At 35.3% G+C, this 23,607-nt stretch carries 13 protein-coding genes; all 13 read right to left on the reverse strand.

The features are described 5' to 3' along the window. Positions 1-11 precede the first annotated feature (11 nt). A complete protein-coding gene (locus EV144_RS07235) occupies positions 12-1,931 on the reverse strand; it encodes a sialate O-acetylesterase (protein ID WP_134147449.1) in 1,920 nt (639 codons plus the stop codon). Positions 1,932-2,169: 238 nt separating this feature from the next. Beyond that, complete coding sequence (locus tag EV144_RS07240; RefSeq protein ID WP_134147451.1) at positions 2,170-4,374, reverse strand: endo-1,4-beta-xylanase; 2,205 nt, start codon at positions 4,372-4,374, stop codon at positions 2,170-2,172. 12 nt (positions 4,375-4,386) lie between these two features. Further along, entirely contained in the window at positions 4,387-5,754 is a 1,368-nt protein-coding gene (locus EV144_RS07245; RefSeq protein ID WP_134147453.1) for a glycan-binding surface protein, read from the reverse strand. Between the two features lie 35 nt (positions 5,755-5,789). After that, on the reverse strand, positions 5,790-7,421 hold the full coding sequence (locus EV144_RS07250) for a RagB/SusD family nutrient uptake outer membrane protein (RefSeq protein ID WP_134147454.1): 1,632 nt from the start codon (positions 7,419-7,421) through the stop codon (positions 5,790-5,792). Between the two features lie 13 nt (positions 7,422-7,434). Continuing rightward, positions 7,435-10,602: a SusC/RagA family TonB-linked outer membrane protein gene (locus tag EV144_RS07255; RefSeq protein ID WP_134147456.1), complete on the reverse strand. Its 3,168-nt coding sequence runs from the start codon at positions 10,600-10,602 to the stop codon at positions 7,435-7,437. A 574-nt stretch (positions 10,603-11,176) separates the two neighbouring features. Further along, positions 11,177-11,833, reverse strand: coding sequence for a fructose-6-phosphate aldolase (fsa, locus tag EV144_RS07260; RefSeq protein WP_134147458.1), 657 nt, complete (start codon positions 11,831-11,833; stop codon positions 11,177-11,179). A 732-nt stretch (positions 11,834-12,565) separates the two neighbouring features. Continuing rightward, complete coding sequence (gene xylA / locus EV144_RS07265) at positions 12,566-13,891, reverse strand: xylose isomerase (RefSeq protein ID WP_134147460.1); 1,326 nt, start codon at positions 13,889-13,891, stop codon at positions 12,566-12,568. 8 nt (positions 13,892-13,899) lie between these two features. Then, complete coding sequence (locus EV144_RS07270; protein ID WP_134147462.1) at positions 13,900-15,384, reverse strand: xylulokinase; 1,485 nt, start codon at positions 15,382-15,384, stop codon at positions 13,900-13,902. 3 nt (positions 15,385-15,387) lie between these two features. Continuing rightward, positions 15,388-16,398 carry a GntR family transcriptional regulator gene (locus EV144_RS07275; RefSeq protein WP_134147464.1) on the reverse strand — a complete coding sequence of 337 codons (1,011 nt, stop codon included), beginning with the start codon at positions 16,396-16,398 and terminating at the stop codon, positions 15,388-15,390. 218 nt (positions 16,399-16,616) lie between these two features. Then, on the reverse strand, positions 16,617-17,651 hold the full coding sequence (locus EV144_RS07280) for a glycoside hydrolase family 43 protein (protein ID WP_134147466.1): 1,035 nt from the start codon (positions 17,649-17,651) through the stop codon (positions 16,617-16,619). Positions 17,652-17,680: 29 nt separating this feature from the next. Beyond that, positions 17,681-19,114 (reverse strand): MFS transporter, encoded by a 1,434-nt coding sequence (locus tag EV144_RS07285; protein ID WP_134147468.1) that lies wholly within the window; start codon positions 19,112-19,114, stop codon positions 17,681-17,683. A gap of 318 nt (positions 19,115-19,432) precedes the next feature. Continuing rightward, positions 19,433-20,593 carry an endo-1,4-beta-xylanase gene (locus EV144_RS07290; protein ID WP_134147470.1) on the reverse strand — a complete coding sequence of 387 codons (1,161 nt, stop codon included), beginning with the start codon at positions 20,591-20,593 and terminating at the stop codon, positions 19,433-19,435. A 112-nt stretch (positions 20,594-20,705) separates the two neighbouring features. After that, complete coding sequence (locus tag EV144_RS07295; RefSeq protein WP_243854632.1) at positions 20,706-23,543, reverse strand: glycosyl hydrolase 115 family protein; 2,838 nt, start codon at positions 23,541-23,543, stop codon at positions 20,706-20,708. Between the last annotated feature and the right edge of the window lie 64 nt (positions 23,544-23,607).

Consider the following 23,607-nt stretch of genomic DNA (forward strand, 5'->3'; position numbering starts at 1 on the left):
GTTTAAATTATTTAATCTTTTAATGAAGCTTCAAAAGGCGAGGCTGGTAAATTTTCTTTGTTATAAAAATTAGCATTGTCTGGATTGTCTGCCCAAGCGTATCTCACTTTTACAGGATTTGTAACAGCATCACTCGAAACGATAACTTTATCACCTTCTATAACTGCATTTGCCCAAACAAATTTTCCGTCGGTTCCTGCAATGGCAAAACCTTTTAAAGTGGTATTGTCTTTTGCCATTAAACCTGATCCTGTGTCTGTAAAACTTAAGATTAGTTTGTTTTCTTTTTGTTCAATAGATTTAAAAAGCGGACCTGATGCAACTAAGTTTTTCTCGCCATAAACCAGTTTTCTTGCTTGAAGCGAAAGCCTTTTACCGACATCATATTTATTTAAAGGGTGAATATCGTTCCATTCTCCTAAATCTATTGTGACCGCCAATCCTGTATTTGGAAGTTGCAATGTATTTAATTGCTGCTGTCTCAATGCTGCCCAATTACTTTCTCCCGGTTCTGGTTTTGGATCCATAAAGTTGGTTAGCTGTACAAGTAAAAATGGCAGCTTTTCCTGATGAAATTCTGCTCTCCAATTATTAATTAGAGTTTCCATTAATGAAAAATATTCAGACGGGATTCTTGTACTCGATTCGCCTTGATACCAAAGCACACCTTTTATCGGATAATTTTTTAACGGCGCAATCATAGCGTTATAAAGTCCAACTGGTTTCCATCTTACAAAAGTCTGTCCTGGTAATGGCAGCATTTGGGCACCTAATTTATATTTCCATGATCCTTTTAAATCAATTGTCTCGTTTCCAAATGTCAATTCGTATGGTTTATCGGTTACAAATCCGCCTCTTCCCGTATTGTTTATTACTCGGATTGCAATTTCGTTTTTACCTTCTTTTAAAATATTGGCATCAAAATTATAAATCCTTGGCGGATACATGTACGATGTTGTACCAACGAAATGTCCGTTTACGTAAACAGAATCTGCATCTACAATTCGCCCTAAAACCAGTCTTGCCGTTGTCGCATTTACTTTAGAAATGGTAAATTCTTTTCTAAACCAAACTACACCATTTACATTTCCAAGTTCGGTTTCTGCCCAATAACCCGGAATATTCATGGTTTTCCAATCTGAATCTTCTAGTTCTGGTTCTGACCATTTATTTTTTAATCCGATATCGGTCGAATTTACTAATTGATACCAATTATTACTGACTTGTTTGTCGCCGTCTTCAATCTGTTTTTCTAAAGTTCCGTCTTTAAATTTTAGATATTCCTGATAATATTGCGGGAATTTTTTAATGCCTTCTTCGTTTATCCACGATTCTGCCGGAGAACCGCCCAAAGCACTGTTTATTAATCCGATTGGGATTTTATATTTCTCGTAGATTTCGCTCGCAAAAAAATAACCAACCCCTGTAAACTGCAAAACGCTAGTTGGGGTTGCTGCTATCCATTCGCCTGACGAAAAATCTGAATTTTCATTTTTAAAATAATATTGATCGGGAACTAAAAATTGTCTGATATTGGTATTTTCAGATTTTGCGATTACGTCTTTGTATTTATCTTTTAGACGATCCATAGGAAGTTCCATGTTTGACTGTCCCGAACAAAGCCAGACATCTCCAAAGAGAATATTTTTCAACACAATTGTATTGCTGGCTTTTAAAGTCATTTCGTAAGGACCGCCGGCTTTTTGTGACGGAAGAACAATTGTCCATTTTCCGTCTTCTGAAGTTGTGGTTTTGTATGTTTTGTGATTAAAGTCTAGTTCGACTTTTTCTTTTGGCGACGCCCAGCCCCAAATATTGACTTTTGTATCGCGTTGTAAGATCATATTATCACTTATAAGACGAGGGAGTTTTATTTGAGAAAATGTACTTGCCGTTATCAGGATTGCGATTAGCAGTTTTATTTTTTTCATTTTGATGTTTTAATTTTTTGCCACAGATTTTACAGATTAAAAATGTTGCCACGAATTACACGAATTGCACGAATTATATTTTAATTTATTTTTAATTTATTTTTAATTTCTCGAATGCACTCATTTAAAATTAGTGAAATTGGTGCAATTCGTGGCAAACTTATATTGTTAAGAAAAAAATAATCCATAATATAAAATCCTTTCAGATCTATACTATGGATTATAACCAAACTCAATATTAAGGTTTTACTAACTCTCCTGAGAATCCCAAACTCACATCTTTTCCTGCAAGTCCGTCGGCTGTGCCTTTGTACGCATGTTTACGAACGTAATTTGCATCCCAAAGATTTGGTGATTCGTCAGGAAGCCAGAATTCGTGTTCTTTCGAATTATCTGAAACTCCCCAAATTGTAATACCGTATTGTTGCGGCACCGGAATGTATTTTTTGTACATATCGATAACATATTGATACATTTCTGCCTGAGAAGCTTGTTGTGCTACTGTTGGTGCATTGGTTCCTAATCTGATGTCTAATTCTGAGATTTTGATTAGTTTTCCAGATGCTGCCAGTTTTTGGAACATTTGAACAATTTTAGCTTTGTCTGTTGTCAAAGAAATGTGCATTTGAGTTCCGATTCCGTCAACGGTTGCTCCTTTTCCTTCGATATATTTCACATAATCAATTAATCCATCACATTTTGCAAGACTCGATTCTAAGTTATAATCGTTTATGAAAAGTTTGTCTGTCGCATTTCCGTACTGACGGGCTAATTTGAATGCTGTTACGGCATAATCTTTTCCTAAGTATTTTACCCACGAGAAATAATCTGTTGCAGTATCGCCTTCGTTTCCAGATCTCATTGTTCCGTCTTCTTTCATAGGTTCGTTTACAACATCCCAAGAAAAAACGCTTGTTTTATAATGTGTCATCATTTTAGAAATCCAATCTGTCATGGCATCGTTAATGATTTTTGCTTTTTCAACATCTGTTTTTTCAATAGTAACTGGTGGTGTTGCACCTCCGCCTCCAGCAGATCCGTCTGTTACTAAAACATTATCAATGTAATACGTTCCGGCAGTTCCGCCTAAATCAAAGTTTAATCCTGTTTCGGTTCCGTTTCCGGTAAATTTCCATTCTACTAATTTCCAAGTTGTAGAAGTTGCCTGATCACCTTGATAATGCGCTGTTGTTCCGGTTGTTGAACATCTTACAGAACCAGTAGCTTCTGAGCGGATCATATAAGAAACCGTGTATTCTTTGTTTAAAACCAACATAGAACTAAAATCTGCATGAATCTGAGTTTTCCATTGGTTAGCAGCATCACTAGTTGCATTTACTACTTTCATTGCTCCGTTGCCTTCGTACGCATTTGCTGCAGCTGCTAAACTTAATGCATTATCTGCACCGTTAAATTTTGACCATCCACTGATATCTGTATTAAATTTACCATTGGCAACCATATTGATTACTGCTCCTGCAGCATCCAGATCTACAACTGCAAAGGTATTTACATCAATCAAATACGTAACATTCGGAAGATATCCTAAATCCAGATTGAACTGAAAACTGGTGCTTGCTGCTTTAAAATCTCCCGGCGCTAATTTAATTTTAACTTGCTGCCATTGTGACGTAGTTGCAAAAGCTTCTGTCTGACTTGCTCCTGTATTGTACCAGTCTTTATATGGGTAAGAATTGTTTAATGATGCATTAAAAGAAATACGTCCTTTTCCTGCTACATCAGATTTGACGTAAAATGAAATTTCATAATTATGTCCTGTAACTATTGGAACATTTGGAGATGTCAATTGCAAGTTGTAGGCTGCAGAAGAACTTGCGCTCGACATTAACTGAATCGCTTTTGTATTGCTGGCTAGTCCTGCATTATCAATTACTGTAATTCCTTTTCCTGGGTTATTTCTCGCCCAGTTTGTAAATGTCCCGTTTTTTAAACCTGCGTTGTCTAGAATATTAGTTCCGCTTGAACCTGGAATTACTGTTGGGGCAATAATACTGTTTAGATAATTTGCATTTTGGTTGGAATGCCAAACTAAAGTATGTCCAAAAACTCTCAAACCTGCTTTTTTTGTTTCGGCAATAAAAGCATCAACGTTTGTAAAGTTAATTTCTCCTTTTACGTTTACCATCGCGGCGTGTTTCATTTCGTAACCCGGCGTAACCTCATCAAAATTTTCATTTACAATTTTTCTATAGGTAGCATCGGTCATGTATAAACTCATTCCAATTCCATTTCCGATTCCAAAATCAGCGTAATTTTTTAATGGTTCGTAACGGCTTATTTTTTCAACTAATGCCAGTGGCAATTCAGCACCAGTTACTTCACCATGAGTTGGGTCTTTTTCCCATTCCATCAGATTATCATCACAAGATGAAAAAATCAATAAGGAAGAGGCTAATATAGGTAGTATCTTTTTATATTTCATTTTGATGTTTTTTTAGTTAGCGAAATCATTGTAAACCGGTGTATCTAAGGAAACTATTCTCCAGTTGTCTGTGTAAACTTTTACCGAAGTTGCTTTTGCAGGAAACTCAACTTCGCTTGTGTTTCCTAAAACATCTTTTAATTTTACATCAGAATTTTCAAAATAAATACCGAAGTTTTGATACGTTGCTGCTTCACGAAATGCCAAAACAGTTTCGAAAGTAAAGGCTTCTTTAGACCAAGCGTAGAATTTGTTTAGCGGAATTGTTACCGTTACCCATCCGGTAGTCTGGAAAGCAACTGATTTTCCATCTATCAGCCAAGGCACATAATTGTAAACTGCACCTGCCCATTCTCCTCCGTTGAAGTTGTTAACTGTACATATCTTTAAAAATCCTGAATCTTTCCAAGCATCCGGAACATAGATATCAAACTGAAAAGCGACTTTATCAAGCGGTGTACTTGCCGGAATAGAAGCTGCAAATTGTGTTCTCCAATTATCTACTCCAGTTCCTGCTGTCCAAACTTCTGACTGGCGATTTGCACCAGCTGTAAATGATGCAATTTTTGCCGGACGATGTGGTGCGTATTTTCCTTGAGAAACATTTCCTGTTCCAATCGCTGCAGATTCTAGATCTGCCGGAAGAATCATACTTGCTCTATCCCAAGAACCTTGAGTTCCTATTCCGTCAAAATTTATTAATATTCCTTTTTTACAGTTGAAATAAGCTGGTGAATAAGCACCTCCGTTTGATCCCTGAACAAAGATTGAACCTCCAATATCTGAAACGCCGCTTGGTACTTTTACTGTAAAAGATTCTCCGTCTTCGTCTGAAACTATTCCTGATGTTACTTCTACATTACCAGGAAAAACTACTTTGCTTATTTCTGTTAAACCTGTTCCTGTAACGGTGATGGTTTCACCAGCATTAGGCATTGTGTTTGAAATATTGGTGATAGCCGGTTTCCCTGAACGGATATCAAATTTAAAAATGGTTTCGCCGCTGTCTTTTACAAAACGAATTGTATTACGATCTGCAGGATCTGCTTCTATTGTTGGTGTATCTGCCGAAACGTTTATCAACATTGAATTATCGGATACAAAAACTACATTAAAATAAGTTGAATATCCGTTGATATAAACTCTTTTTAGACCTGTAAATCCTGAACCTTCTATACGTAATGCTTGTCCTAATCGGGCAAAAGTAACTTCTCTGTCCTGCACTGTAGAGTTTACATCTTCCAGAAACACTTTGCTGATTACGATTGTGCCGCCATCAGAATCGCTGTTATCACAAGCTGTAAATAACATACTAGAGATCATCATCACTGCAAGAAGTGCGATAGATGTCCAATGCTTTTTATTTAAAATATATTTCATATAATCTTCTTTTTAGCTTTATTATTTTTTCAATACTAGAATAAGTCTTTTATTCTTTCTTCTGTAAACTGATACGGAACGGCACTTTCTCTCAACAATGGATTTTGTACCAATTCTGATTCTGGATAAGGCATAAGAAAAATAGATTCATCAACATTGCCTATAGATCGCTGACTGCTGCTTCCTGCCGGATCTATACTTACTGCATTGGTTGCTGCATCGTAAAGAATTGGCTGTATAGTTCCTCTATTTTGTCCCGTTATGTAGTTTACAACTTCTTGTTGTTTGTAATACGATCTGCGAACTAAATCGTACCAATATTGTCCTTCCATACATAATTCTACTCTTCTTTCGTGAATGATATCAGCGTAAGTAAGTGTTGTTTTTGGATCTAAACCTGCACGTACACGCAGTTTGTTTACTCCTGCCAAAGCTACTGCATCTGCCGTTGAAGCGTTGTTTCCTAAAGCCGCTTCTGCATAGTTTAGATAAACTTCTCCTAAACGAAGCATATAAGTATTTAATGCAGAGTTCATACGAGTAATTTTTGAGTTGTCTTTTGTTGACCCAACTACTCCTTTTTTAACGTTTACAAAATTATTCGCGTGATCTACCGTGTAACCTCCGTTTGATTTGCTGATTTCTGCATAAAAATCATTGTCTGCCATCCAGGTTGCTTTACGGCGTACATCTTTAGACTCATATTCTTTTAGAACATCATAAGAAGCTCTTGTCCAATATCCCCAAGCCGCATCGTCTCCTGTAATATCAGATCCTAATGCAAAATAAGCTTGTTGTGTATTGTTTACTCCATAATCTCCATTTGGAACCCATTGTAAGGCAAACATAGATTCTGAATTGTTGTTATTGTCTACCATAAACAGGTCTGCATAATTGGTCATTAGGCTGTATGGCCCAGAAGTCATTACTTTTTCTGCTGCTTTTTTAGCCAGATCCAAATATTCCTGATTACGTGTACCGCTATTTGGATTACTGCTTAATCCTGAATAAGAAAGGTAAACACGAGACAACATTCCAAACGCGCTGTATCTTGTTAAACGCCCTGCTTGTCCTGCTGTTTCCGGAAGATATTTTGCAGCATATTCTAAATCGCGAATGGCAAATTCGTAAACATCTTTTACCGGATTTTTGTTTACAATTGGATTTTTAACCAACTCTCTCGGATCTGTAGAAATAATTACATCTCCCCATAAAGAAGCCAAATACCAATAAGCCGTTCCTCTCATAAAACGTGCTTCGGCAATGTATTTGTTTTTTACTGTCGCACTTACTTCACTGTCTGTAATACCTATAATTACGTTGTTGGACTGCTGTACAACATTATACAAAGATCCCCAAGCCGAAACTAATGGTCCTGTTAATCCTGTTTCAGACAAATCTGTAAATGGATAAACATAATCAGAATAGGGTGCGTACAAGTTATCTGCGCGTCCGTCGCCTAAACCGTAATAAAATTTATCATTAAAATCAAACCAAACTTTATTGTATAATGGTCCTGTAGCAGCCTGAAAATCGGCTTCGGTTTTATAAAAATTTTCTTTTGTAATTAAATCTTCTGGTTCAACATCTAAAAGATCACTACAACTAGTCCAAACAAATGGCAATGCGATCAAAAGAACCGAGTATAATATTTTTTTTGTTTTCATCGTTAGTCGTATTTTAGAAATTAACATTTAATCCAAGAGTAGTAATAGTTGGCGATGGATAACGTCCGTTATCAATACCTGATAAAAGTGCATCTTGATTAAGAGATCCAACTTCCGGATCGTATCCTTTGTATTTTGTCCATGTTAATACATTCTGCATGTTCGAATATATTTTTATGTTTGAAATACCCCATTTTGCATATAATTTCTGAGGAAGATTATATCCGATAGAAATATTTTTTAATCTCACATAAGAACCGTCTTCTACAAATCGATCACTAAAACGGTAGTTTGAAGAGGAAGCTGCAGACGAAGCTGCGATTCTTGTCATGTTAGGGTCTCCTCCAACAATTTGAACGTTACGATAATCATTCGGACCATTTGGATCAATTAATCCTAATTGTGCGTATCCTAAAGCCGAACTCAATAAATTAGTGTTTTCACGTGGATTTTCTAACCAGCGTCTTTGGTAGTTTACCACATCATTTCCGTAAGAACCTGTGAATAAAATATTCACATCAAAACCAAGAAAAGAGAAAGAGTTACCAAGACCAAATGTAAAATCAGGCGCAGGGTTTCCGATGTATTCTCTATCTTTTTCATTGATAACCCCATCATTATTTACATCTTTAAAAATGTAATCTCCAATCCAAACACTATTTTCTCCAATCTGCATTCCTTCTGGAAGTGCTGTTGGTTTTACAACACCGCTTTGATCTTTATAATAGAAATCAGTAGCTTTTTCAAAACGTCCGATTACTTTATATCCATAAAATTGACCAATTGCTTCGTTAACCGCAGTACGCGTTACGATCGTAACATCAGAACCTTGCTGAATGGTTTTATTTAAGATTCCAGTTTCTGTATTAAGAGATAAAACTTTACTTCTATTCATAGAGAAAACAAAATTAGATTTCCATGAAAAATTGTTTCTCTCCAAATTCAAGGTATTCAAAGTAAGCTCAAGACCTTTATTTTCAAGCGATCCAACATTTACCCACGGCGCAGAAGTAGATCCCTGTCCAGTTGTACCTACATAAGCCGGAAGCGGTAAGGCAAGCAGTAAATTTTCTGTTTTCTTATAATAAACATCGGCAACAAGCTCTACTTTATTATTAAAAAGACCTAAATCTAATCCGGCATTGCTAGAATAAGTAGTTTCCCATTTTAAATCTTTGTTTGCCGTATTTGCTGCCAATAATCCTGTTCCCCAATTGGTTGCAGAAGCGCTGTAAGTTGAAGTAAAAGCATTATTTGGAACGTTTTGATTACCAACTGCTCCCCATCCTGCTCTTAATTTTAAATTATTAATGGTTGTATTCCCTTTTAAGAAATTTTCGTTTGAAATTTTCCAGGCAATTGCAGCAGATGGAAACCATCCCCAACGATTCTCGTCAGCAAATTTTGATGAACCGTCTCTTCTTATCGTTGCTGTCAATAAATATTTATCATTGTATGAGTAAAATAATCTTCCGAAATAAGAACTTATAGAACTTGTACTGCTTCCGTTTGAGTTTTTAGCCGTTGTAGCATCTCCGGCATTCAAATCTGTTGCACCGTTTGTTAAATATCCAGATCTGTATCCGTATAAACTTTCCCAGTGCGATTCTTGCATTTCTTCTCCAAGCATTACATTAATAGTATGCTCGTTAAATTTTTTATTGTACGTTAAAACGTTATTCCAGTTCCAATAATCGCTGTTAGATTTTGTTCTGCTTCCTTCTCTTACATCATTTACCAACGCCCCAAATTTGTATGACGGACTGAAGGTATACGAATTAGAAAAACCGTAATCTAAAGAGTATTGTGTTTTGAATTTAAGGTCTTTTGTAAAACCAATTTCTGCATACGTATTGGCTCTTATTCCGTAGCTTTCGTTATGATTGTCTCTGATAGAAGCTAAACCAATTGGATTGTTTTGAACGAATTCTGTAGTATCAGGACCGTCAAAAGTTCCGTCGGCATTGCGAACAGCAACGTTTGGTGTTTGTTTAAGTGCTGTTAAAATCAAAGAATCATCAGTAACTGTAGTTTTTTGATTGGTATTGCTTAAAGCTAAATTTACTCCAACTTTTAAGAAACTTTTTACCTGAGAATCTACAACCCCTCTAAGATTGAAACGATCAAACGAAGAACCAATTGCAATACCATCTTGGTCTAAATAACCAACTCCCATTGCATACGTTGTATTGTCTGTACCTCCGGAAGCAGATAAATTGTAACTCTGCATCATAGCTGTTGTAAACAATTCTTTTTGCCAGTCTGTTCCTTCTCCCAATAAATCTGGACGGATAAAAGTATTATCACGCTGTACAATTCCAAGATCAGAACGTGTGTTTTTTAATGTACCGTATTCTCTAAGATTAAGCATATCTAAATGCTTCGGGATTTCCTGCCATCCTACATAACCATCAAAAGTTAAAGAAAGATCGCCTTTTTTACCACGTTTAGTAGTAATAATAATAACACCATTTGCTGCTCTAGATCCGTAGATTGCTGTAGCAGAAGCATCTTTTAATACATCCATAGAAACAATATCGGATGGATTTATTGCTGCTAATGGATTTGTATTTACAGAACTTGTAGATCCGTCGATGATTACACCGTCTATTACAAATATTGGTTCGTTTGATCCGTTTAATGAACTTATACCACGAATACGGATTGATGAACTTGAACCTGGCGCTCCACTGTTTTGCTGAATCTGAACTCCCGCTGCACGACCTTGTAAAACCTGATCCAGCGTTGTTACTACAGATTGTTGTACCGCAGCACTGCTTACAGATGAAATGGCTCCGGTTAAATCTCCTTTTTTCATTGTACCGTAACCTACAACTACAACATTATTAAGTGTTGTAATGTCTGGTGCCAATGTAACATCTATTTTGCTTTTTGTACCAACGGCTACTTCTTTAGTCTGATAGCTTATAAAGCTGTAAACTAAAACTGCATTTGCAGGCAGTGATTTAATTTCATACGTTCCATCAAAATTAGAAACGGTATTGATCTTAGTTCCTTTAACGATAATGTTAACTCCCGGTATTGGTCCGTTACTGTCAGAAACAGTTCCTGATACAGTAGTTTGAGCATTTACCGCAGCAGAAAACACTAACATAAGGAACAAAAAGCCCAAATTTTTAAAGTATTTTGATTTGCTTTTAGTAAGTAAAAAGTTAGTCATAAATAATTGAATTTAATTAGTTAATAGTATGGTTTAGTTAGTTTTTTGTTGAGTGACCTTTTTAACATTCATTTGGTAGAATTAAATAACTAAACAGGTCATTGTTTGAACAAATATATATAAAAAACAATAATACACAATCGGTTGCGTTAATTATTTTTAGTAATTATAAAAAAATAGTATTAAAAAAAAGCATTATACGTATTTATAATATTATTTTGTTGAATATAATCTAAAAACAGCCATTTGTATTACGAAAACGTTAGAGATAATAAATCGTTTGGTTGAAAATCTTAAAAAAACCATAAAAAGAACAGAATCAAATATTTTTTTTAACAACTGCTTTTTTATGCCAAATTTGAAATATTAATATTACCAAAAAATTTGAATAAACGTTTAAATAAAGATCATATTTAAAGCTTTTACATACTCAATCACAATATTTTAGAAAGAAGTCGAACAAATTTTCAAAAAATGACAACAAAAAGCAATCGGTTGTTTTTATTGTAAAAAAAATCTCTCTTTAAAATAATTTAAAGAGAGATTAATGACAGCAAAAGTGTAAATAAGACGTTTATAAATTCATCTTTTTTGCATCTTCTACAAATTGTTTTAATCCAATGTCTGTTAGCGGATGTTTTAAAAGTCCTTTTATAGCAGACAAAGGCCCCGTCATAACATCAGATCCTATTTTTGCACAATTTACAATATGCATTGTATGTCTAATTGAAGCCGAAAGTATTTGAGTTTGATAATTGTAATTATCGTAGATTTCTCTGATTTCAGCAATCAAATGCATTCCGTCTGTAGAAACATCATCTAATCTTCCTAAAAAAGGAGAAACATAAGTGGCACCTGCTTTTGCGGCCAATAATGCCTGACCCGCAGAGAATACTAAAGTAACATTGGTTCTGATTCCTTTAGACGAAAAATATCGGCAAGCTTTTACTCCGTCTGCAATCATTGGCAACTTCACTACAATCTGCGGATGTAAAGCTGCAAGCTCTTCTCCTTCTCTTATCATTCCCTCAAAATCGGTAGAAATAACCTCAGCAGAAACATCACCTTCAACAATATTACAAATGTCTAAGTAATGTTTTAGTATATTGTCTTTTCCGGCAATTCCTTCTTTCGCCATTAAGGAAGGATTGGTTGTAACGCCATCTAAAACACCCATTGCCTGAGCCTCTGCGATGTCTGATAAATTGGCTGTATCCATAAAAAATTTCATAATTAGTTGGTTTAAGTGTGGTTTGAAAATATAAAAAGTAATCTTTTTTGTTGTATTATTTTGTTGTTTCAGTAATTATTGTATTCATTTTTCATACTGTAGAGACGCACAGCAGTGTGTCTACGCATGCAGAATCCGTAATATTCGTCATTTCGACTGAAGGAGAAATCACACGCGTAGCCACAATGCTGGATATCTAGTGTGATTTCTCCTTTCAGTCGAAATGACAAGATTGTGGTTACATTATGGAGTTACTTATCGAGGTCCTTTCTTCGTCAGGATGACAAAGATTGTGTAATATAATTTTGTGAATAGGATTGTAGATGCTGTATGTAGACGCACTGCTGTGCGTCTCTACAGCCAATAGGATTGAATAATCAATCTCAAAAAAATCTTTTACAGTGAACGAAAATGTGCATTCTGATAAGTTCAATCTTCAAAAAACATTTAATGAAAGAATTAATCCCTTAAATTTCATTAAACAGATTTCATTTTATCTTTTTCAGCAATCAAAAAATAGTAACTAAACCTTCAATCTATTTCTTTAAAAGCTTTAATTTCAAAAACTACTTTCATAATCTTCATACACATTCTCTTTATTTCACTTTTAGGTTTTACTGAAAAACAACTCAAAACACATTTTAACGTTTTACGACTATAACATTATAATGATTGTCGTTCCGTTTTTAAAATTTGGTTTGATTTGAATTGTTTTTCAGTTTTTACAATCAATTAAATATATTGATTGATGATATTTTCGAACAATTCTTGTTTACCGCTCTGTAATGTTAACTCGCCATTTTCGTGAGCGATATTGTAAAGATCTTTAAGGTCTAATTTTCCGTTTGCAAAATCTTTTCCTTTTCCAGAATCAAAAGAACTGTATCTTTCTGCTCTTAATTTTTCGTAAGAAGAAGAAGTAATAATTTTATCTGCAGTCAATAAAGCTCTTGCAAAAGTATCTGCTCCGCCAATGTGTGCTAAGAAAACATCTTCAAGATCTGTAGAATTTCTTCTGATTTTTGCATCAAAATTAACTCCTCCGCCTTGTAATCCGCCAGCTTTTAAGAATACCAACATCGCTTCTGTAGTTTCCTGAATGTTGTTCGGGAATTGGTCTGTATCCCAACCGTTTTGGTAATCTCCTCTGTTTGCATCAATACTTCCTAACATTCCAGCTTTTGCCGCAACTTCTAATTCATGTTGAAAAGTATGTTGTGCCAAAGTAGCGTGGTTTACTTCGATGTTGATTTTAAAATCTTTATCTAAACCATATTCACGTAAAAACCCAATTGCTGTTGCAGAGTCAAAATCGTATTGGTGTTTAGATGGTTCCATAGGTTTTGGTTCGATAAAGAAAGTTCCTTTAAAACCTTGTGCTCTTGCGTAGTCTCTAGACATTGCAAGGAATTGCGCCATGTGGTCTAATTCTCTTCCCATATCGGTGTTAAGCAAAGACATATAACCTTCACGTCCGCCCCAGAATACATAGTTTTCCCCGTCTAAAGCAATTGTTGCGTCAAGCGCCAATTTTACTTGTCCACCAGCACGAGCCACAACATTAAAATCTGGATTTGTAGCCGCTCCGTTCATAAATCTTGGGTTAGAGAAACAATTAGAAGTTCCCCAAAGCAATTTAATTCCAGACTCTGCTTTCTTTTGTTTTAAGTATTCTGTAATTGCAGCAATACGTTTTTCTGATTCTGCGAAAGTTGGTCCTTCAGCAATTAAATCGTAATCGTGAAAACAGAAATAATCAAATCCCATTTTGCTGATAAATTCAAAAGCAGCATCTGCTTTGTCTTTTGCAGCCTGCAACGGATCTGATGATTGATCCCAAGCAAAATTTTGAGTTCCTGGTCCAAACGGATCACTTCCTTGTCCGCAGAATGTATGCCAGTATGCAATGGCAAATCTAAAGTGCTCACGCATTGTTTTTCCAGCGACAATTTGGTCTGGATTGTAATATTTAAACGCTAACGGATTATCTGATTCCTTTCCTTCAAATTTAATTTGTCCGATACCTTTGTAGTATTCTTTATTTCCTAAAGTTATCATTTGTCTTTTTATTTATTTGTTAATATTAATTCTAATTCTTGTTTCCATTTTTGATACGCCTTTTCATAAGGTTCTTTGTTTTTAAGCGGTAAAAACGTCATTACGTGGTCGTTGGTCGTAATACTTGAACCAAATTTGTTGTAATCACCATCTTTTAAACCAACCGCTCTCGCTGCGCCGACTGCTCCGGTTGTATTGTAAATTTCGATTTCGTGGCCGATAAGCGTTGCAACAGTATTGGAGAAAATTTCTGAACGAAATAAATTATCATTTCCGGCTCTAATTACATCAATAACGGCATTGTCGTCTTTTAAACATTCCATTCCGTACACAAAAGAAAAAGCAATTCCTTCTAAAGAAGCTCTAAACAAATGCGCACTGTTGTGAATGTTTAAGTTTAAATTCAGGAAATGCGTACCGATGTTTTTATTGTTGAACATACGTTCTGCACCATTTCCAAACGGAATCACCACTACTCCATCAGATCCTACAGCGATTTTAGAGGCTTTACGATTCATTGTTTCGTAAGTTTCTGTTCCCATATTATTACGAAGCCATCTGTACTGAATTCCTGCTCCGTTTATATTTAAAAGCTTTCCAATTCTTGGTGCTTTTTCCTCGTAATTTACGTGTACAAAGTTGTTAACTCTGGTACTTTTGTTTCCAGCAGACATTTCGCTTACGGCATAAAAAACACCCGAAGTTCCGCCCGTTGCAGCAACTTCACCGGCTTTTAAAACATTCAATGCCAAAGCATTGTTAGGTTGATCTCCTGCTCTGTAAACCACTGAAATTCCGACTGGAAGACCTGATTCTTTTGACGCTTTTTCGTTTAAAAATCCTTGATTGGTAAAATTTTCTACAATATTTGGCGTCAAACTTTTATCGATTCCGTAGTACTCTAATAACCAATCTGCTACTTTATTTTCTTTGTAATCCCAAAGCATTCCTTCAGACAAACCGTTTTTAGTTGTCGTGATTTCGCCTGTCAGTTTATAAGCGATGTAATCGCCCGGAAGCATGTATTTGTAGATCTTATTGTAGATTTCCGGTTCGTTTTCTTTTACCCATTTTAGTTTAGAAGCAGTAAAATTTCCGGGAGAATTTAATAAATGACTCATGCATTTTTCTTTTCCCAACTCTTCGTAAGCTTTATTGCCAATTTCAACCGCACGGCTGTCACACCAAATAATGGAATTTCTTAACGGACTTCCTTCTTGATCTACAATTACCAATCCGTGCATTTGATACGAAATACCAACGCCCTGAATTTTTGAAGCTTCGATATTGGCTTCGCGAATGGCTCTTTTGGTTGCAGTGCAAATGTGCTGCCACCACATTTCAGGATCTTGTTCTGCCCAGTCTGAATGCAGGGAAACAATTTCCATTTCGTTTTGAGGTTCATTCAAAACAATTATTTTCTTTCCAGTTGCTGCTTCCACTAAGGCTACCTTAACCGAAGAACTTCCAATATCATATCCTATATAATACATAACTTATAATGATTCTCTTAATATTAAATTTGTTGGTACATAATGCTGCACAACCTCATCGTGCGTTATAAATGCTGCTGCTCTTGTTCCTAATTCTTTAAAATCAGTAGAAACAACTGAAATTCCTTTGTATATAAATTTCTTCATTGGCGTTTCGTTATACGACAAAAAACCAACGTCTGTTCCGGGCTCTAAATCTTTGTCTTTGCACTGCTCTAAAAAATGACCTAAAACCCTGTCGCTTACACTTATATAGGCAATTCCTTTTTCTATATTAAACTCTTTTGGGTCTGTTATAATTTTATATTCAAAATCATAATCGGCACAAAATTTCTTAAAATACTCCGCTGTTTCCTGTGGATGATTGGTATAGTTCGGATATACAAATTGTATATTTTTATACTTTCTAAACAAATCTACCGCTGGTATCAAAGACTCGTAAAACGCTTTTCCAAAATCCTGAAAAATGTAATTATTTTCTTTTTTTGAATGTGTGTTCCAATCGATCAAAAGCAATTTATCGTTTGATATTGCCGACAATGTTGGGATGATTTCTTTGTGGTCAAAATTCATGACCACATATTTGTAATACTTCCCAACGCTGTTATTGATGATGGTTTTAAAAACATCAATATTATAATGATGAAACTGCACATCTGTAATGACATTATCTGCTAAATTATTTACAAAAGAGTGGTACAAAACCTCTTTATAAGCCTTGAATGTATCTAATACCAAAAGCACTTTTCTGGTTTCGCCCGAAACATAATATCCTTTATTGGGTACAGAATCAATGACGTTCTGGTCTTTTAATATCGAATAAGCTTTAAAAACTGTATCTCTTGATAACTGATTTGTTTTACAAATACTATTTACCGACGGCAGTAATTCTCCTTTTTGTAATATGTTCTCTGCTATTGCATTAGTAATTCCATTTACCAATTGCTGGTATTTTGGAATGTCACTTTCATGGTTAATAACAAAGACAAATTTTTCCTGATTTTCGTTTTGCATACTGTTCTGTTCTGGTATGCTAAACTAGCCGCTTTTATCCAATAAAAAAAATAGTTTTGGTTAAATAATGTTATCTTTTTTGAATGTTATAATATGATTTTCGACAATCTTGTCATTTCGACGAAAGGAGAAATCGCATTCGTAACCACAAATGCCGGAATCCCGCGTGTGATTTCTCCTTTCGTCGAAATGACAAACTGGGTGTTCGTTTCCTCAAATCAATCGATCGCTCTTCTAATCCCGTAAGGATCAATAGTTACAATCGAACCGTCTGCTAAATGTTCGAGTCTCGTTACTTTCATGCTTCTTAAGTGCGTAACTCCTTTTGACAAACTTGAATCATGGTAAAATAAATACCATTCATTATCAACTTTACAAATTGAATGATGTGAAGTCCAGCCCACTACAGGATTTAAAATTCTGCCTTGATACACAAATGGTCCGTAAGGATTATCTCCAGTTGCATAACAAATAAAATGCGTGTCGCCTGTCGAATAAGAGAAATAATATTTTCCGTTGAATTTATGTACCCATGAAGCTTCAAAGAAACGACGATCATTATCTCCAGCTGTTATAACTTCGCCGTTTTCATCCAGAATTTTAATTTCTTTTGGCGCTTCGTCAAACTCTAACATGTTTTCTGTAAGTCTTGCCACAATTGGCCCCAATGCTGGTTCTTTTCCGGCAGGTTCTTCGTTGTCCTGATCGTATTTATTATTTCTATACTTCTGAAGCTGACCGCCCCAGATTCCTCCATAATAAATATAATGCTTTCCGTCTTCGTCTTCAAAAACAGCGGGATCTATACTATAACTTCCTTTTATTGCTTCTGCTTCTGGCTTAAAAGGCCCAACTGGAGAATTGCTTACGGCAACGCCAATCTGAAAAATTCCGTTGGCACGTTTTGCAGGGAAATACAAATAATACTTTCCGTTTTTGCAGGCTGCATCTGGCGCCCACATTTGCTTTTCTGCCCAGGCAACATCATCTACATGCAGCGCAACTCCGTTATCAACCGCGATTGAATCGATGCTTTCCATCGAAAAAACGTGATAATCTTCCATTCCGAAATGATCGCCATTATCGTTAAACGGAATTCCTGCATCTACATCGTGCGAAGGATAAATATATATTTTACCGTTGAATACATGCGCCGACGGATCTGCTGTGTATATGTGAGAAACTAAAGGCTGCGAAATCGCGTTTTCGTTTATCTGCTCAAAATTAATTTGTTCAATGCTATCTTCAGGCATACTGATAATTTTATGTTTTTAATTAATAATTAACTTCTTCTTTGTTTAAGCTCTGCTTCTATCTGTACTTCCATTTTCTTATCGATTTTATAGAAACACAACAAACCGCATCCTATTAAAAATGGAATTGCCGGAAAAACACTTACTAATAATTTGATTCCGTTTATGGCTGTATCAGTCTGTGTCAGCGAATTTGGAACGTAATGAAATGACCCTAAAAACAATGTTGTTAAGGCACCGCCAATACTTAAACCCGCTTTTAAACCCACCATCATAGCCGAAAATATAATAGCGGTAGCGCGGCGGTTATTCAACCATTCCGAATAATCGGCAACATCTGCAATCATGGCCCAAAGAATTGGAATTGTAATTCCGTAGAAAAATCCGTGAAGGATTTGAGAAAGAAATATGATAAGAATATCACCCGGAGGTAAGAAATAAAATCCAAGAATAAACAAGGTAGAAACAAATAGAAAAATCCCGAATATGTTTCTTTTTCCGTATTTATCGGCAAGGTTTTTAGACAACGTAATGCCGACAATCATAAAAATAATACCGCCTGCATTAAACAATCCGAAACCTGCAGAAACGGGATCATTACCAAAATGATTTAATCCGATATTGGACAAGAAATCTAAAATGGGCTGAATAAACAGCGCCAATTCTTCTTTGTTTACGTAATTTTCAAAATAATACACATAAGAACCGCCTTTCATTGCCAAAGTAATAAATACCAATGTTGTCAATGTAAGCATGATGATCCACGGTTTGTTTTTCATCAAATCTCTCAAATCTTCTTTGATGCTTGATTTTTGCTCTGGTTTTGGAATAATACGTTCTTTGGTAGTTAAAAATGTGATTAAAAGCATGATTGTTCCCACGATGGCCAAAACCGTCATTACTTTCTCTATACCAACTGCTTTGTCTCCGTTTCCGGCACTTTTGATAATGCCTAACATAAAAACCTGAACAAAAAACTGCGCAAACATAACCGCCACAAAACGGTAAGATGACATACTGTTTCTCTCGCCCATATCGCCCGTAATTACGCCGCTAAGCGCCGAATAGGGCAAATTGTTACTGGCATAAAAAAGCAATAATAAGGTGTAAGTTACTACAGCATAGATTACTTTGCCTTGATAAGAGAAGTCTGGCGTAGAAAAAGCCAATAACGCAACGCAGCCCAAAGGAACAGCTGTAACTAAAATCCAAGGTCTGAATTTTCCCCATTTGGTACTGGTTCTGTCTGCTAAAACCCCAATAATCGGATTAAAAATAAAAGCCGCAATTAAGCCAACAACTAACATTATTATGGAAGAATCTGTTGGAGATAATCCATAAATATCAGTATAAAAATAAGCCAGATATGTCATCAAAGTCTGGAAAACTAAATTTGCCGCTAAGTCGCCTAAGCTGTACCCAATTTTTTCTTTGATGGATAATTTTTGAGAAATGTCATTCATTGGTTGGTAGTTAATATTGGTTTATTTAAGCAAAAGTGGTTTTTATTTTTATATTTCGTGTTAGCTCCTGCAAGGTTTTCAAAACCTTGTAGGTTTATTTTTTATCTGTCTAATTTTTAAAATCTTTATGTTAAACTTATACCTACAAGGTTTTGAAAACCTTGCGGGAAAGCCAATTGCAAATCAAAACAATCGGTTGTGTAAAAGTATATAAAAAAACATATTACACAAATTTATATTACTTTATTTCAATAATAAATATAAAAACAACCGATTGTTGAATAGTTAATAAATTAGATTATTGTTTATGCTAAAATTTTATTGTTTTATTGAATTTAACTGTTCAATACTGTTCTTCGTTTTTTTAGATTTTGGCGCTTTTAGCTGCAAAACACTATCGTAAGCTTTCTTATGCTTTAGGTTTTTATCAAACAATAAAGGATAATTTGTTCTTCCTTTTATCGGCCAGTCGTTTAGCCAGGATTGTCCGTCATGAACTCCCCAAAAAGTTACGCGGCTAATTTTGTCTTTATGCTTTAGGAACAATTTAAAAATCGAAGCATAACGTTCTGCTAGTTTTACCTGAACAGCATCTGGAAGCGTTTCCGGATAAGGATTCATTGCAGCGCTTCCTTCAAAATTCTGGTTTACATCTGCTCCTTTTAAATCCCACGGATTTGGCAAAACTGTAATATCCAATTCTGTAAAAGCAACTTTAAGACCCAATGCAGAATATGCCAAAATACTTTTTTCGATTTCTTCTAATGTTGGACTTTCTAATCTCCAATGTCCCTGAATACCAACACCGTCAATCTTTCCGCCGCTTTCTTTGATTTTTTTGACTAATTTAATTACACCTTCTCTTTTTGCAGGTTCGCAAATGTTGTAATCGTTGTAATATAAATCGACTTTTGGATCTGCTTTTGCTGCCAATTTAAAAGCATCTGCAAGATAACTTTCGCCAAGCGTATTCAGGAAAACCGATTTACGTAAAGTTCCGTCTTCGTTTAAAGCTTCATTTACAACATCCCAAGAATTAATTCTGCCTTTGTATTTAGAAACAATCGTTGTAATATGATCTTTCATAAAGGCTTTCATTTCGGTGCTGTCTTTAATTTCTGCCATCCAAGGCGCGAGCTGACTGTGCCAAATTAAAGTATGTCCGTGAATGAACATTTTGTTTTTCTGACCGTACGCCACATATTTATCCGTTAGCGTAAAATCGTATTTGTCTTTTGCCGGATGCACAAACATGGATTTCATGATATTTTCTGCCGTAATTGCGTTAAATTCTTTTTTGATTAAAGAATCTTCTTTGGCATTTTTTTCTTCGATTTGGTCTGCATTTAAAGCCGTTCCGATATAGAAATCTTTTTTAAAGCTATTTTCTAAGGATGCTGTATTTTCTTTTTTCTGAGCATTACAACTGCTTATAACCACAATGGATAAGAGCAGTAGATATTGGTTTATTGATTTCATTACTTTATTATTTTTGGTTGATAGTTAATAGTTTTGTCATTGCGAGGAACGAAGCATTCTCACTAACATTGCGTGACAAACTTTGTGTCTCGCAATTACACTTTGCATTATATTATTTCTTAAAACTCTCCGGTGGTCCCAAATACGATTCCTTCAATTCACCTGTTTCCGTTTCGATTACAATTTTTTGAAGTACTAAAGCCGGATCAACGCCAAAGATTTTCAAAACATGATTTCCCGATTTTTCAATGGTATGCAAAGAGGTTGTAATTTTAATATTATCTGAAACTGATTTTCCCCAATTATTTTCACAATTATCAGCGTTGATATTCATAATCTGCGGTTTTTCTGCATCAAAAGCAACACCGTATTTTAATCCGTCTCCGATTGAAAAATTGATCGTTGGCGAAAAATAAGCATGAACTTTTACTTTTCCTGTGCTAAAGAAATGTACATCATATTCTAATCTTGGCGAACTTTCTGTTACTTCAATACTTTTATGATTGGAAGGTTTTAAAGTTACACCCGAATCTGTTTTTCCGAGATTTGGAATTACCGTCCATTGAATAATATCTCCATTTATAGCTTTAGAATAATTTTTAGCTTCTATAGAAATGCAGCCGTTATTTTCTACAAAACCTTGTACTTTACTTGGATCAATATTATTAGCATTTACCTCAACATTAAACTTTTGGTCTTCTGCAAAAACTGTAAAATGGCTTTTTGTTATTCCTTTCGGCGCTTTTTTCCAATCAATATTTACACTAATTCTTTCTTGAGCATGTATTGTTCCTTTAGTTATAGAAAGTAAAATCCAATTATTTTCAGGAGTAATTTTAAAACTAAAATTTTTTACACCGCGATTAATCAAATCAATGTAAGATGCTTTATTTTCAAGAGAATTAAAACTTGACAATACAATTGTTTTTTTATTATTTGAATCAAAAATTTCTTCAGTTCCATCAATAGCAATTGCCGGATTTACTGCGGTATCATAAAAAACACGCTTCGTATTCGGAATTACATTTGTTTTTGGTTCCTGCCAATTGGTGTAACCAATATGCGTCTGCGCCATCATATGGTTCCACTTTCCGCCAGACAATTTGGTGTGAAAATCATTCGTAAGAAGACTGTCTTTTACAAATAATTCTTTTACTTTTTCTGCATATACATTTGCTTCATTTCTTCCCTGTTTTGCGTAAAGCTGGTTTTTTGCTGTTGCTGCGTAAAGTTCATTTAAGTTTGAACTCGCCAAAACCGGAAACAAAACCAATTGATAATAAGCATCTTTATACTCTGGTTTTAATTTTTCATTGACTGAATTCGCTTTTTCAACCAATTTTTTATAATCAGCAATGACATTATCCCATTCGTTATAATTAACTAAACTGTATGTTTTTGCATCCAGCAATTCTGGTTTTCTTCGTGCATTGTATTTGGTGTAGAATTTTATGATTTGAGCAATTTCTGGTGCATTTTCTTTATCAAAATTCTCCGTTGCCCATTGTGTGTAATATTGCTCTAAATTATTGGCATTCCATTTTTCCGGATTCCAAGCCAAATCCAGAAAAAATTCCGTTGGAAATTCCATTGGTTTGATGTCGCCAACATTTACAATCCAGATTTTATCTACACCGTGTTGATACGCCAAATCCATTTGTTCCCAAGTACGCTCAATTTGGTTGGTGTTTATCCATTTATAATTTCGCGGACCACCCACATAATCGTAATGGTAATAAATTCCGTAACCGCCTTTTCTTGGTTTTGCATCGAGTTCTGGCAGTTTACGGATATTCCCCCAATTGTCATCGCACAATAACAGCGTTATATCGTCCGGAACACGCATTCCTTTGTCGTAATAATCCTGAACTTCTTTGTAAAGCGCCCACATTTGAGGCGTTTCTTCGGCAGGTTTTTTGGTTACTTCTGCAATTATATTTCGTTGCGTTTTTACAATATTTTCCAGAAGCTCAATTGCAGTGCCCTGCGTCATAGGTTCGTCGCCATCGCCGCGCATTCCTACGGTTACGAGGGTTTCTTTGTTCCCCATTCTTTCAATACCTTGTTTCCAGAACGCTTTTAGATTTTCTGCATTGGTATTAAAATCCCATTTTCCTTTACCAAAATTTGCCCATTCGGCGTGCGCTCTGGCTAGCGGTTCATGATGCGAAGTTCCCATTACAATTCCGTATTCGTCTGCTAAATCTGCATTTTTTGGATCATCAACATAAAACATTCTTCCCCACATTGACGGCCACAAATAATTGCCTTTCATTCTTAAGATTAACTCAAAAACGGTATCGTAAAATTTAGCATTAAATCCGCCGTATTTTTCAAATGCCCAACCTGACAAAGCCGGCGCTTCGTCATTGATAAAAATGCCGCGGTATTTTACTTTTGGTTCTCCCTGCGAATGAATTCCGGGTAAAACATGCAATTCTGATTGTTTTTTAACGGGAACATCGGCCCAGAAGTACCAAGGCGAAACCCCAATTTGATTAGACAAATCATAGATACCGTAAATCGTTCCTCTTTTATCTGAACCTGCAATTACCAAAGCTTTTTTGATTCCTTTTGATGGATTATTGACAATTTGTGTGGTAAATTTTTCCCATTTCCCTTTTAGTTCGTTTCCGTCAATTTTACCTTCTTTGGCCAATTGATCGATGATTTTACTTTTTCCTAAAGTTCCTATAATTACAACAAAATCTGCTGTATCAGAAATTTTGTTTACTCGGTTTAGATGTAAATTGGTTACTTTAAAAAGATCATTTTCTAAATGTCCTACAACTTTTAAAACTCCGGAAAAATCATTATTATCAACTAAAATCGAAGCTATTTTTCCTTTTGATGCCAAAGGAAAATTTTCGGCAGAAGCTTCATTTACTACATATTTATCTGGATTTATGGCGTACGATTTTGTACTTAATCCAATTAGAAAAAGCGACAAAATTGTGTGGGTTATTTTATTTTTTAAATACATCAATAAAATGATAACGTTTTTATTTAATCTC

The sequence above is a fragment of the Flavobacterium sp. 270 genome (genome assembly GCF_004368785.1).
GTDB lineage: Bacteria > Bacteroidota > Bacteroidia > Flavobacteriales > Flavobacteriaceae > Flavobacterium.